The organism is Pseudovibrio sp. Ad46 (genome assembly GCF_001623065.1).
GTDB lineage: Bacteria > Pseudomonadota > Alphaproteobacteria > Rhizobiales > Stappiaceae > Pseudovibrio.
In genome coordinates, this window is the sequence record NZ_LMCG01000032.1 from 1 (window position 1) to 15,505 (window position 15,505).

Genomic DNA, 15,505 nt, shown 5'->3' on the forward strand with positions numbered 1-15,505 from the left:
GAGGCTGTCCATAGTCTCCCGCAGCCCTAAGGGCGAGGAAGATTGTGGTCAGGCGAGCGACGATCTAGGTCACGTGAGGGCAAAGCCCTTAAAGCTGTCCCTCAGGTCAAAACGACAGAAAAGAATGATCAGAACTTCGGCTTGTTGGAAGCTGGCATGTGGTGGGTGCGGCCATCGCTTGCCAGCTTCCAGCCCATCAACAAACATGAGTGAGCTGGATTGTAAGTTCGAAGTGGGATCTGCTGATCCCGCGAAGGGCTTGCAAGCCAGGGCGCGCCGCTTTCATACTTTCCCAGATGAAGACTTTGGAGAGAGTGTGCGTCGTGGGATCGGTAGATCCCGCAAAGCACCGGCCTGCGCACGGCTTAATTCCAAATGAGGCAATAAAGCAGATGAAAGCCTCCCCGCTTCAGGAGGCATTCAGGAAGGCGATGAGCTGCTCCATCTTCTCCAAAGACAGATGTTGAATCTCCAGATCACAATAAGCGCTGTCAGGCCGGATCTCGAAAGCACCGCGAGCACCGCAATCAAAGCTTTGAATAGCCTTGCGCAAACTGTACCTGCCGTGAATATTCACATGCGCTTCTGATGGAGCTGCCCGCTTGACCACTTCTGCAATCCTGCATTTCTTATCGTGATGATCAGCAATCGCCGCCAGTGCCTTAAAGGCCAGCGGGAACGCTGGCTCTGTGATGTGACGGTTGATCTCCTTCATGACTTGCTCAGGATGGGATGTAAACCGGTCAGGCGCAAACGTTCGCCGTAAGGCTGGCTGCTCTCCCCACGCAGCATATTCTTTCAGATTGCGCCAATAGTGACTGTCTCCCAAATCATGCCGCAGGCTGGCATTGGCCCGAATGCGGCCGCGCTCTTTCATAAAGCTGATGACCAAGGCTCCCATAGGAGCCTCAACCGTGACAAGGTGGCCTTGGGAGAGGATTGTCCCCTCCCCCTCAAACAACATTCTGGCGACCGGTAAAACCGTTTCTTCCAGTGTCATGCCGCTGCTCCAAGTGCATAGTTACGGCGGGGAGGACGAGACGGGCGCGTGCTGCCATGTGCGTCTCTGATATCATCCATTGAATAGGTGCCACGGCTGCGAGACTTCCATCCGGACGGGCGATAATTCCACTTCTGTTTTTTCTTGGCGTATTTGAAGCCTACCTGTTTCAAGGTCTCTTTATGTTCTCGGGTATTTCCACCAACCCACACCCATGCACCGCAGATTTCAATTTCCAGCCCATCCAGATCAATAATGGCGTTGATGGCCGCGTTGAGTTCTTCGCCGTAATTACAATCGCTGTCTTCTTGGGTCTGTGTGCTGGTCGCATCGCGCAGCACATCAAAGGCAGCATTAACAAGCTTCATCATCTCAACCCCAGCCGGATTCAGGTCTGGATGGTATTTCTTGGCAGCACCCTTGTAAGTGGATTTGATTTCGTCTTGTGATGCACCTGAAGAAAGTCCGAGGATGGAAAGGGCGTCTGAGATTTTCATGGTGTTTGCTCCGTCTCTGGAAGGTCCGTTTCTACTTTCCTTGCCAATAAAACGGGTGAGCGGGAGCTGGTGAGGAGGGAGGCTGTCCATGATCTCCCGGAGCCTGAAAGGCGAGGAAGATTGTGGTCAGGTGAGTGACGATCTAGTTCGCGTGAGGGCGCAAGCCCTGCTGCGGTGCCTTCAGATCAAAACGGAAGAAAGGATGGGAGGAATTAGCTGATTGCGCTCAAAACGTCAGGGAAGAGTACCCAGCGACACTCATTGCTCTATGAGCGGCCAGAGCACGGAGTGCATGGAATTGCGAGAAACCTGCGTCTCATCAAATCGCACTGGTTTGTCATGAAGGCGCAAGGCAGATAGCAAGACCCATGCTCCTCCCGGTGACTGCCCGAGCTTCAGCACTGTCGCCAGGTCTGGGTTTGGTAATAATTTTGGATTGGTCATTTGGGCAGACAGGCTGGTCACATCAGATTCCAGATCAAGATTATTGATGGCTTCCCACGCCTTCAGCACGCCTTTCCATGTTGTGCCCTCACACCATGAGAGTGCCATGGCTGAAACCGGTGTCCAGCCAGCACCATCGCCAATCAGCGCCCACTTTCTGGCGGGAAATGCTTGCAGCTCATTCAGATATACTGAGTTTTCTGTATCTCTTAGTGGGTGCAGGTCTTCGTTCACATGGCTACATTTCAAGCGCCAGTTCTCCAGCTCGACATGCAGCCCTGTCCAGATCTCAATTGGCGTAAAAGGGGCCAGAACAAGATTTGCTAAAAATCGTACGCTAAGAAAGAACAGAGCTAGAACATCAGGCTGCGTCTGATATTAGTCTCGGAAGTCGTAGAGGTCTGTAGGTATCATTAAATGCAAGCTCGCTATCCCAGGAATAGATACCTGTCAGATTGATGTGCTCCCATGCGAGAGGGGAAATGTGCTTGAGCAGGGTGTTGGGAATATCTCGACCTTGATCGCGGAGGTGTTGGACGATGCGGCTGAGATAAACCGTGTTCCAGTAAACGATAGCACTGACGACAAGGTTGAGACCTGAGGCACGAAATGCCTGGCCGTCAAATGAGCGATCGCGGATCTCACCGCGTTCATGGAAGAATACCGCTCGTTTGAGCTTGTGAGCCGCTTCACCTTTGTTGAGGCCTGCTCGGCAGCGTTGCCGTAAGGCAGGATCAGAATACCATTCGATCATAAACAGCGAGCGTTCCAAACGGCCCAGTTCTCGCAGGGCTTTGGCAAGAAGGCTGGGCTTTGAGGAAGAGGCCAGCTTCTTCAATATGGTTGACGGAGACACTGCTCTGGTTGTCACAGAAGCTGCCAGATGCAGCAGATCCTCCCAATGATCCAGAATGAGAGTAGTGTTGATTGGAGTACCAATATGGCTGGCGAGAGCCGGATAGGCCTCAGCCTTCTCAAAAGCATGTATCTTTCGGGTTTTTAGGTTCCGCAGTCGTGGTGAGAACCGATGTCCCGTCAGCATCAACAAGGCAAATACGTGATCACTCGCGCCGCCCGTATCAGTAAAGATCTCTTCAATTTCTAAGCGGGTTTCATGGTCATACAGTCCATCGAGCACATATAAGGCCTCACTTTCTGTCGGACTGATGGGCAAGATGCCGAAATACCCATATTGATCGGATAAGTGGCTATAAAATTTCGAACCAGGCTCATTGCTATAATGAAGGTTTACATCTCCAAGCTTTTCAGCCCGGTCGCTGGCGCGGAAGAACTGACCATCAGCTGAAGCGGTAGACCCGCTGCCCCAAAGCAGGCTGTGGGGATGTAGGGCGTGGGCATTTGCGATGCAAGCCTGTGCAGCCCGGTAGGTCTCGGACCTGGCATGGAACATCCTCATCCAACCAATTTGATGAGCGCTGATCCCTTTTGAGGCTCCAGCCATCCTTTTTGGGCCAAGGTTTGTGGCGTCCGCCAGCGTGCCTGCCAGCATGGTCGTAATGTTGTTTGGTGCATCCCCAGTGCGCACATGGGTGAACTGATCTGCAAAACCGGTCCATTCATGCACATCCCGCAAAAGATCGGGCACTTCTACATGCGGATACATCTGCGTGAGTTCCTCGTTCAGCTCCTCAACGCCTGAAGGAACATCGCTGGCCTGAGGAGTGACGATGAGTGTACCGTTCTCCAGTCGGACGTCCTTCAGCTTGCCATTGCGTGCTCGGTAGGCCAGCTGCTTGATGTTGAAGTCAAGCTGTTCCTGCATCTTCGATAGCCACGCTGCACCATCTAACGGAACGCCAAGGGCAAGATCGTTGTTGTCTTTGAGCTGAGCAAACTGAGCGGGCGGCATCAAGTGCTCTTTGATAGGGCGATACGACCGGCTACCTTCGACCCAGACATCTCCAGAACGAAGGCGATCACGCAAAACGGCCAAAGTCGCGATCTCATAAAGACGTCGATCCGGCTTTGCTTGACTGAAAATCAAACGGTGTTCCGAATTCCCAAAATGGGAACTGGGTACAGGGCGAGGCAGAACGCGCCGTCCCTCAGCATACATCTTCCCCAGCGTATCGATGGCAGTAAGCAATGGATCATACCGACGAGCAGAGCGAAACTCAAAAGCCTTGAGGAAAGAGCCTGAATATTTGCGTAATGTTCCATAGTGAGCAGCAGCCAGGGTAAGAACGGAAGCATCATTTTGTGCTACAAGCGAGCTCACACCTTGCTGCGCTTGCTCTAGCTGGAGCCATCCTACTTGACGGTCCAGCGCTGCAAGCGCGTCTTCCCCGCTTTCTCGTGCAGATTGAAGTGTTGAGATGGTCTTTAGAAACAAGCGCAATGCCTTTGACGTTTCTTTCTGGGTATCGACCTGTTGTTGCTTTTTCTTGTTGTTGGCCTGAGAGAACAGGCGCCCCATGAGCTTGATGAACATAGTCAGCGCATCATCGGTGATTTTCTGACTGAGCTTGAGGACTTGCACGATAATCATCGCCAGACGGCGGTTTGCCCTGAAATCACCAGCAAGCCAGGCTGGTGTGACATCACTCTCGCGTACCATCTGGTCCCAACGCCCTCGAGGGATTGTTGCTTGCAGATCCGGGTCAATGTGCAGCGCACGCAGGAATTCCAGCCGTTCCAATAATCCCAACAGGTTGTAAGCTCCCGGCGCTTCTGAAGCGGAGCGCAGCCAATGGAGTGGCGTCTGCCCGAGCTCTGGATCAGTCTTTAGCAACCCTTCAAGTTTAGTCTGCGTCTCTAAACTGATCCCTGAAATTAACCTTTCTTCTGCCCGGCGACGTGCTAAGGAGCGAGCGGCAAGACCAATCCGCTCTAAGGTTTCAGGCGCTGGAAGCAGGACGTCCCGCTCTCGCAAAGCAGTCACTATTGCAGAGGCAATCTCAAAGCCGCTGTCGGTTTCTGAGGCTGCATGAAGTGCTGCAGTCAAAGCTGCACGGCGATCTTCTGCAGTGGCGGGCCGCCTGGATACGTAATGCGACAGATAATTGGCATGTTCACGCCGTGTCTCTTCACGTTCTGCATAGATCTGGAACACCGCTGGATTGATGCCGACTTGCTGGGCCACATAATCCAGCATGGCTTTTGGCGGGATCTCATCCACCTGCAACACGCGCCCCGGATAACGCATGAGACAGAGCTGAATGGCAAAGCCAATCTTATTGTGGTCACGCCGACGCCCCTCAATTTCAGTCAAATCAGCCGCAGAAAGCGTATAGTGCCTGATCAGGCTTTCTTCATCTGAGGGAATGCCAAAGAGCTGAGTACGGTCATTAGGTTTTAAGAGCGTCCGGCGGGCCATATTGTGTCTCTCCCTGTTTGAAATATGACTACCACATCTGTTCAAAAACGGTGGTTTGCGGACAGGGCTCCAACGCCTGTTCAAATATTAGATTGACCGCATTATGGACAGGCTTATAGTTTCGGACATCAATTTTGGACGGAACCACCACCATGTCACGCACGTCTGCAGCGCACTAAGGCTGAGGGTAAATCACTTGGCAGGCCGCAGCGCCTATCATCTCAGCAGAAGCAGGAAGCTCTTCTGGACCTGGAGAGCGGTATGAGTGTCTCCGCAACTTCCAGAAAACACGGTGTTAGCCGACAAACCACCATGCGCCTTAGAAGATATCCAGCAGTTCATGCCTGAGCCCACTCTGCTACACTGCGCTTCTTAAGCTTCAAAGCCTTTTCTCCTGGAGCCAGATGTCACTTTGCGGATGTACGCAATACCAATACGTTTAATTTGCGCTTAAGCTGAAATGAATTCATGTAGCGAGATCTTCCGTCCTCGTGAAATCACAGCAAAGCGCTTAATCTAGGTTGTGTCCTCTAGGACGGGCACGCAGTAACGTTGAACAGCTTTTGGTTTTTCCGGTTCCTCTTCTCATATATGTTCTCTGCTGGAGCGGAAAGTATGTTGGAAAATGCATGCCTTAAGAAGTATTAATAAGAATGGTCAAGACCTGATATCGACAATCTCATGCAAAAAAAGAATAAATCCTATAATACCTATGTGGCGCAAGAAAGATAATGAGTAATATTAATAAAAGCAAGTATATTCAGGAGAGGGAGAAGTACATGACATTTCTTCCGTTCGCTGCTTCTATTTATGATAGTTATGAACTTTATGTTTCATGGAGCAGAATATCTCGTTGGTTTCTTGTGATTTCAATTTTTACCATATTGATACCATCTTATCTATTTCCTCGGATAATAGCTGCTTCAAGTTTTGATTTTCTCATCCCCTATATTCATGCATTTCCATTGCTTGCTGATAGATTCTACGTCTTGAAATCAATTAATGAGCTGAGTTCTTATCAGTACTTAATTAGCTCATCGACTTCACTTGTTAGTATAATACCCCTCGCAGCTATTTTATCTATGAGTTATTTGAGATTATGCTCTGATAAGAAAATAAATATCGGAATGGCAATGCTTTCCATTCTATCTATATTTCTATTTTTATCGTCTACATATGTATTGTTATTCTTTAATCCTAACTTTTCTGTAAGTAATTATTTGGGGACATTCTATTTGTTTGTTGGGTATCCCTACCCAATACTTTGTGTGGCATACGCATTCTTCTTTTCTGCTGCGCTCTCTCAACCGATCATATTTTGTGTAAAACTGCTCAAGCTCGTTAAATGGGTGTCTCATGATTGAACTTACAATTTACAGAAAAGACGCCCAATGGGGGCGCCTTCCTAAGCCAAAACCGACTACATCTTCTGAACCAGATCTGTCAGTATCAGCTAAAGATGTTGCTAACTATTCTATCGGGGTTATCCGTGAGAGTTCAATCGCATTAGCCGAGAGTTACGGCGGGATTTCTTCAAAAGTTGCTGCAAGAGTTAATCTTTATAGTAGTACCATTTTGGCCTCAGGAGACGTAATTGCGGCACTCGGAACTGGAGACCCTCATGAGATTGCTGTGGAGACTGCCGGCTTCGGAGGAACACTCGGAGGAGCTTATTTAGGAGGGAAAGCCGGAGCTGTTGCTGGAGGCTTTTTATTGGGGCCAGCAGGCGCTATCGGTGGTGGAATTATCTTCGGTGGCTTTGGTGCGATTCTTGGCGAGAAATACATAGAAGAGTGGGTAAATAATATACTACCTTCTTCCTCGCCGTCCCCCTCCCTCGGAAGCGACTGGAACCTTCGCGGAAGTATAGACACTGAGATTCCTAGCTTTGGCAACACTGGTAGTCTGTATTCTGACCCCAATGCACTTAATGCGGGTATTCCGGTGACAATCGGCCTGCCGGAGGCAGCTGCTCCGGTCGGAGGGGTCGGGAACCTTTATTTAGATCCCAATGCTTTGAATGCAGGCACTCCAGTGTCAATTGGTTTACCTCAACCTTTTGGGCAGGCTGGTAACCTATATCATGATCCTAATGCCCTGAATGCCGGAATACCGCCAACAATAGTTTCTCGCCCACCGCTTCCTGGCGATCCGACAGATCAATTATATCATGATTTGGATGAAGCGGCTTCGTCAGGTTCTGATCGTAATACTAACAGTGCCCACCAAAGAAGCACATCGTCATATTGGAATGAGGATGGAACTGGATCGTCTACTGGTGGGGTTCAGACGGATGGAAGTTTTGCTGGCGGCGACAGCGGCAGCACCTCTTCTGATGGCTCCGATTATGGCGGAGGTGGCTGGGGGTTCGGCTCTGATGGCGGAGATGATCACGGTTATGGTGGCGACGGTGGAAGTTCATACGGTGACCCTGATGCTGGTGGTGGCGGGTCTTCTCCTGATGTCGGATCTGGCTGGAGCGATGGTGGTGTAGGCGAAACTTGTTTTGTTGCAGGTACACTGATCCTGATGGCAGATGGTTCTGCCAAGCCGATCGAACAAGTAGCCCTTGAAGATCATGTCATGGCCTTTGATGGTCTTGGTGCGCTTGAGCCGCGCGAAGTTACTGATCTGTTTGTCCATGGCAAAAGACAAGTTCTGGATGTGGATGGTGTGCAGGTCACCTCTGAGCATCCGTTCTTGCTGGCTGATGGCAGTTTCCGACCTGTTGCTGAGCTTCGGGTGGGAGATCAGATCGTTCGTGCTGATGGTTCGCTCCATACCATTGAGCAGATTGCGGACGTTGAAGGCCGTCATACGGTCTACAACTTCACAGTAGCCGAGCTGCACACTTATGTGGCCGCAGGCTTTCGGGTACACAACAAGTTTGTTGATCCGGTTATTCTTGATTTGGATGGCAATGGCATTCAGGTGACGCGGCTGGATCAGTCGACGATCTTCATGGATGCAGGTGGGGATGGTCTGGAGCATCGCACGGCCTGGGCAGCCAGTGGTGATGGGGTGCTGTTTTATGATCCCGATGGCCGCGATGCGATCACCGAAAAACGCCAGTTTGTGTTCACTGAATGGGATCCAACAGCCACCAGTGACATGGAAGCGCTGGCCTCTGTCTTTGACAGCAACGGCGATGGGGTCCTGAGTGCAGAGGATGCTGCCTTTGCCAAGTTCAAGCTGCTGGTGACCAATGCGGACGGGTCCACCAGCGTCAAAACATTGACCGAGCTTGGGATTACGCAGATCAACCTGACGGCGGATGCCTCCAACATTGAGCTCAGTGATGGCTCTGTTATCGCCGGTCAGACCACCTTTACCTGGTCTGATGGAACCACAGGCACAGTGGGCGACATGAAGCTTGCTGCATCCGACATGGGTTATCGGGTGGAACAGATGGAGAGTGTTGATGGCGCTGGCGCACGCACGCTGATTGCGACGGCCTATGAGAGCGATGGCAGCAAAGCCTATGAGATCCACTCTGTTACCAGCGCAGACGGGCTTGTCCTCACCAACCGCTATGATGACAATGGGGATGGGGTTACGAACCGGATCCAGAGTATTGTGACGGTGGTTGGTTCTGATGGCAGCCGCACGCAAACAGAGAGCAATTTTGCTGGCAGCGATATAGCCAGTGCTGTCCTGCGCAGTCGCATTCAGACCACAACCAGCGCAGATGGGAACACCCTGACCATTGAGCGCGATATGACAGGCGGTGGCTGGTTCGACCAGAACGAAGTGCGGGCAACGCAAAGCGACGGCAGCCAGATCATTACCATCAGTGCTCTAGCCCAGGATGGATCTGTAATCACCTCTCGCAGTGAAACTGTATCCAGTGATGGAACCGTGCGTGTAGATGGGCACGATCAGGATGGTGACGGGTCCGCTGATACCACCCAGACCCACAGTGTAACCGTAAACGGTGATGACAGCCGGTCTGAGACGATTGCGATTACCAATCAGGATGGCTCACTGCGCTCGCACGTCAAAGAAGATGTCAGCTCAGATGGTCGCACAAAAGTGGTTGAGCGGGATCTGGACGGAGATGGTGACACGGACACCCGTGAAGAGCTGTCAATTACGGTTGCAGCAGATGGCCAGACGACTTCTGAACTCACCATTAAGAATGGTGATGGTTCCCTGCGCAGTTCAACGACAACCGTTCAGTCTGCTGATGCGCTGACCAAGACCACAACAGCAGATCAGGATGGCGATGGCGACATTGATCTGACCATCGTGGATACCACCACGATTGCCGCAGATGGCAGCCGTGAGCAGGTAGTTACGCAGACCAACGCGGACGGGTCTGTGCGCGCTATGACCCGGGAAACACTGGGCGCGGACAAGGTCAGCCAACAGACCTTTGTAGACCTCAACCAGAATGGGAGCCTTGAGGCTAACGAGGTTGTGTCTTCAGTCGTGTCCAACTCTACAACTCAGGATCGAGTTGCCACAAGCTGGACCCGTAATGCGGATGGTTCTGTGAATGCAAAGACGGTCGCCACCACCAGTGCCGACGGTCTGCGGACCACCACACACACAGACCGTGACGGGGATGGGGATACGGATGTTGCTGTTCAAGACATCACCAGTACTGATGGAGGCGGCAAATCAACGCGAACCGTTACCACCCGCAATTCTGACGGCTCGCTGCGTTCTCAAGCAAAGGTCAGCACCAGTGCGGATGGTTTGAGTGTTACCACAACCACTGACGTAGATGGGGATGGTCAGATCGATGCCCGCACTGTTGAGGTTCTGGCGAAGGAAACCGATGGCGGTACACGCCAGACCCGTTCAGACTATGCTGGCGATGGCAGCCTGATCTCAAAACAGGTCGTGGAGGAAAGCGCAGACCGGCGCGTGAAGACCACAAGCGTTGATCTGGACGGGGATGGCAACAGTGATGCCGTTTCCATACGCACGGAGCAGACAGATGGTTCAGTCAGCCTGCATGAGACCTCTTATGCCAATGACGGCACGGCGCTTGGACAAACACTGACCACCACCAGCGCCAATGGTCTGACCACAAGCGTTGCAAGAGATCTGGATGGTGATTTATCTATCGACGTGACAGTTACAAGTATAACAGTGCTGAATACCGATGGCAGCAAAGCCACCGTACAGGAAACCCGCAATGCAGATGGCTCTTTGCGCAGCCAAAGCACGGTAAGCGTCAGTGATGACGGCCTGCAGAGCGTGACGCAAACGGATGATGATGGTGATGGCACCTTTGAGCGCAGTGTTAAGGACACCACTGTGCTTAAAGCTGACGGCAGCACCCTTCGCACGTCTGAGACCCGCTCTGATAATGGATCGCTCCTGAGCCGCACACAGGCGACCCTCAGCGATGATGAGTTAAGCTCTGTTGTTAAAACAGATGCGGATGGTGACGGCACCTACGACCTTGTCAAAACAACAGAAGCGGAGCTTCAGGTGGATGGGTCCCTTGTCACCACAGTTGAGCTGCGCGACGGTTCTGGTGAGCTGCGCACTCGTTCTGTTGAAACAGTCTCAGACAACGAGCGCTACCGTTCAAGCGAAGTCGATGTGAATGGTGATGGTCAGGCTGATCAGATCACCACGCAGACTGTTGCAGATAATGGTCAGGTCACGACATCTGTGCGCACGCAGTCAAAAGATGGCGAGTTGCAAAGTGAAAGCGTTACGCTGACCAGCGCCAATGGCCTAAGCGTCACGGAACAGCTCGATCAGGATGGTGACGGTGTCTATGAGCGCCGAACAGAAACCACCCGCAGCCTGAATGGGAATGGCTCACAAACCACCACGACCTCTTTGAAGGGGCAGGATGGTACGCTTCTGAAACATACGGTTTTGGAGGTCTCTGATGACACTTTGGTCTCCACGCGCCGTGATGACCTCAATGGTGATGGTCAGAGCGATCGAACGACCAACACTCAGAGGGTGCTTGCCGCAGATGGCAGCCAGACCACAACCAGCAGCATTAAAGCTCAAAATGGGTCGTTGCTGAGCAAGACTGTGAGCACGATGAGTGCAGATGAACGCTCTCATACACGGTCGGTGGATGTGGACGGCAATGGTCATCAAGATGAGGTTGTCAGCACCGTGATTGGTGATGATGGTGTGACCACATCTACGATGGCCTACTACTCTGAGAGCGGCGGGTTGCTGGCCAAAACGGTGCAAAGCAAAAGCGGCAATGGTCTTCAAACCAGCACAACACTTGATCTGGATGGAGATGGCGTCACAGATCGCAGCACCAGTGATGTCACCGTATTGTCTGATGATGGCAGCCGGACACAGACCGTGACCCATATGAATGGTCAGGGTTATGCGGCCGCACGTCTTGAGACACAGACTGCTGATGATGGACTGAGCGGGCAAGTACGTCTTGACCGGGATGGCAATGGTATTTTTGAAACGAGTTCTTCGTTTGAAACAGATTTTGCCAGCAACGGAGACGTGACGCGAACCACGACGACCACAGATACTGGTGGTTTATTGGTCGCAAAAACCACAGGCACCACAAGCGGTGATGGTCTGCACGTGAGCGAGACCACTGACTTTGACGGAGATGGAAACACCAACCGTTCAGTAGACCGTGAACTGGGGGCCTCTGGCGGCGGAACAGAAACGCACACGCTCAGCGCTGATGATGGACAAAAACTCCATAGCACCACGACAGTGACCAGTGCAGATGAGCGTAGCCGGACCTCTACCATCGACCTGGACGGGGATGGTGTGACAGATCAAAAGATCGAGACACAGCTGGACCTAAGCGGCAATCAGACCACGGTCCATTCTCAGCTTCGCGAAGACGGGACTGCAGGGACACTTGTTACTCAGACCACCTCTGCCAATGGGCATGAGCAATCCTATGCGTTCGATCTGGATGGCGATGGCCGTGCGGATATCTTGCGCAAGACCAGTATCTCCTATGATGAGACTGGCAATCAGGTGAAGGTGTTTGAGGAAAAAGACGGCGATGCACTCAAGTATTCCAGCACCACTGTCACATCAGGCAATGGCCTGACCGCAACAACTACGGTTGATTCCAATGGTGATGGGGAAACTGATACCACCACCGTTGATGAAACCATTTTAGGTACAGATGGCAGTACCACCTTTACCAGCACGGAGCGCAATGAGGGTGGAAGCCTGCGCTCCAGTTATCAGAAAGTCACCAGTGCAGATGGCCGGACTGTCTCAAAGACTTTTGATTTTGATGGTGATGGCAGGAAAGACAAAACAGAGGTCACCAAAACGCTGGCAGATGGCAGCAAGACCGTCACAGAGACGGCTTACAGTGCGAACGGTTCAGCTCAAAAGAACTTTGTGACCCAAACCTCATCTGACGGCCTAACCACCACGATCTTGCGTGAGGGCATCACGCAGACCATCGCACGTTCAGTGTTGAACGATGGCAGTTACACCTGGGACAACGGGGTAAGTGCGTCTTCAAGCAATGAACATATCAAAGTGAGCCATGAGATCGATGCCCATGGTCTGGAGACCTGGCGCATAGAAAAGACAGTTGATGGCTCAACCACGGTAACCTCACAGCGCTTTGATGAGGCGGCAAAAAACCGTTTGCTGCAAGAAGCTGCTCAAATCTATGACAGCGTGCTCGACAGAAAGATGGACATCTCTGAGATTGAGATGCTTGTCCAATACGCGGACAACAGCCAGCTCAATCACACTGCGCTGGCGCAGGGCCTGCTTGATTCCGATGAGTACACCACCCGCTATGGCACTTTAAGTGATGCTGGCTTTGTCGCAAGAACCTATCAAAGCACACTTGGCCGGGAACCTGAACTTGCAGAACTGGCGGAGCATCTTGAAGACCTTAACGCAGATACACTCACCCGCGCACAGCTCAGCGTAGATCTGGCCCGGTCCGTAGAACACAAGGTGACCGGCAACAACACCGGGCAAACCAACAACGAAGATGTCTTCCTCTTTGATCTGGAAAAAGAAGAAGACCTGACTGCGTCTTTTGGCGTGGAAGGGCTGAACGTCACCACCAACGACATGAGAGTGCTCATTGGAAACGACACCAATGAGACCATCCACGTCTCAACTCAGGAGGCGGCCTTTGGTGGCAAGGGTAATGATACCATCACGGGCAATGACAAAGAAGACATTCTGGTTGGCGGTGAGGGAAACGACACGCTAAAAGCCGAAGATGGGAATGACACTCTTGCTGGGGGCAAGGGAGATGATCTCCTCGAAGGGGGCAAAGGCGCAGACACCTATCTCTTCAGCAGAGGTGATGGCAAAGACACAATCAAAGACGCAAGTGGTGAGAAATCCTCTTCAGGGACCGTCCTTGGAGTTTCTGTGCTTTCAGGATTTACCTCGAGAGGGTCTTCATCCGGGGGAACTTTATTTACCCCCTCTCAGGCAGAAATTGCCACTGACGTAATACGCTTTGCTGATGGTATTGAGCTTGAAGACATCACCTTGAAAAGAAGTGGCGATGATCTTCTGATCTATATCTTGCCGAGTGATAGCCATGACCAGCCTCTCAGCGGGGTGGAAGATGTTATTCGGATTAAGGATTGGGATAAAGCCTCTTACCGAATTGAAAGCCTGCAATTTGCCTCAGGCGTCTCAGTACCACTATCTCGTTTTTCGAGTAGCTTCCGGAAAGCTGCTGAGGGCGCTACTGTCTCAGCCTCAAGCGGGCATGATTGGATTGAAGGGGCAGCTGGGAATGAGACCCTCAAAGGTAAGGATGGCAATGATTATTTGATTGGCCGAGAGGGCAACGACATCCTTGATGGTGGTGATGATTATGACAGCCTCTTTGGTGGCGAAGGAAACGATACGCTTAAAGGTGGAGGCCATAATGATCTTCTGGTTGGAGGCGTTGGAGACGACAATCTGCAAGGTGGCGCAGGAGATGATACTTACATCTACTCTCGCGGTGATGGCAAAGACACAATCTCAGACCAACACGGCTCTGATGACCTCCTCATTCTGACAGATCTCAAGCTCGATGAAGTCACACTACGCACTGAAGGCAAAGATCTGATCATCTATGTGCTGGACCCAGATAATCCAGATGCTGCTCTTGCCGATCTCTCCGACAGCATTCGTATCAAAAACTGGAATACAAAAGCAACCTACACCACTGTCTCAAGCTTTGGAGGAAGTGGATCTTCCAGTGCTCAAGCAAATCTATTCAACCTTGCTGAGTATGCTAATCGCATCGATACCTTGAGATTTGCTGATGGATATGAGCTCAAACTTGGAGAGGTCGACAACACCTCCGTTACATCGTCCTCTGCTTCGCAGGACCGCATCCGCCTTGATGGCACGGCTCAAAACGATTTTATTGTTGGCGGAAAAACATCTAACCTCATCTATGCCGGTGCTGGCAACGATTTCCTCGATGCGGGTGGATACTCTGGCTCATGGCAACATTTGCTCGGCCAGGAAGGAGATGACACCTATCTGATTGGAAAAGATGATGGGCAGCTCTGGATCTCTCGTAGTGCCGAATGGTCCAGCAGCGGGACGGATATCCTGCACTTCAAGGACCTAAAACTTTCTGATCTTACAATCGACAGTTTTGATTATGAAACACAAGGTCAGGTCCTGCGCTTCTCCTGGGACAAAGACGGTCAGCCCGGAGAACTGCGTATTGCAGACATGGGCCAGCACATTGAGCGCTTTGAGTTTGCTGACGGGACGAGTTTGAGCAAAATTGAACTTCTGCAAGACGAACGCATAAGACTGGATGGCACAGCTTCGGACGATGTAATTATCGGAGGCAATGTCAGCAACATCATTAATGCCGGTGACGGCAATGATATCCTGACTGGCGGCACATACAGTCAGAACTGGCAGCATCTACGCGGCCAGGGCGGTGATGATACATATCACTACAATCAGGACAACGGGATTGTCTGGATAAACAAGGACGGCGAGAACGCGTCTTCCGGAAATGATACCTTTGTATTTGATGATTTGGTTCTGACTGATTTTACCATCACGTCCCATGAACACCCCACTTACGGCGTTGCCCTGACCCTTGCCTGGGAAAAAGGTGGTAAGAGTGGAGCAGTTAATCTTGCCGATCTTGGCCAGCATATCGAACGCTATGAGTTTGCTGACGGGACGAGTTTGAGCAAAATTGAACTTCTGCAAGACGAACGCATAAGACTGGATGGCACAGCTTCGGACGATGTAATTATCGGAGGCAATGTCAGCAACATCATTAATGCCGGT

The 15,505-nt window shown here is 51.6% G+C and carries 6 protein-coding genes; 2 read left to right on the plus strand and 4 right to left on the minus strand.

Annotated elements, in window-relative coordinates:
* On the plus strand, positions 1-379 hold a 379-nt coding region (locus PsAD46_RS28260), incomplete at its 5' end, for a hypothetical protein (RefSeq protein WP_206599615.1).
* A gap of 30 nt (positions 380-409) precedes the next feature.
* On the opposite strand, the gene PsAD46_RS06490 is transcribed toward PsAD46_RS28260, so the two are convergent.
* The 4 genes from PsAD46_RS06490 to PsAD46_RS06505 form a co-directional block, all read right to left on the minus strand.
* Complete coding sequence (locus PsAD46_RS06490; RefSeq protein WP_063291637.1) at positions 410-1,000, minus strand: hypothetical protein; 591 nt, start codon at positions 998-1,000, stop codon at positions 410-412.
* The gene (locus tag PsAD46_RS06495; protein WP_063291686.1) at positions 997-1,497 is read right to left on the minus strand and encodes a J domain-containing protein; all 501 of its coding nucleotides are present in this window, start codon (positions 1,495-1,497) and stop codon (positions 997-999) included. Before PsAD46_RS06495 ends, PsAD46_RS06490 begins: the two co-directional genes overlap by 4 nt.
* Positions 1,498-1,755: 258 nt before the next feature.
* The gene (locus PsAD46_RS06500) at positions 1,756-2,190 is read right to left on the minus strand and encodes a hypothetical protein (protein WP_153040706.1); all 435 of its coding nucleotides are present in this window, start codon (positions 2,188-2,190) and stop codon (positions 1,756-1,758) included.
* Positions 2,191-2,302: 112 nt separating this feature from the next.
* Positions 2,303-5,278 carry a Tn3 family transposase gene (locus PsAD46_RS06505; RefSeq protein ID WP_063291635.1) on the minus strand — a complete coding sequence of 992 codons (2,976 nt, stop codon included), beginning with the start codon at positions 5,276-5,278 and terminating at the stop codon, positions 2,303-2,305.
* A 1,356-nt stretch (positions 5,279-6,634) separates the two neighbouring features.
* Between PsAD46_RS06505 and PsAD46_RS06515 the strand changes: the two genes are divergently transcribed.
* Positions 6,635-15,505 (plus strand): Hint domain-containing homing endonuclease (locus PsAD46_RS06515; RefSeq protein ID WP_063306425.1); only part of this gene is annotated, 8,871 nt, incomplete at its 3' end.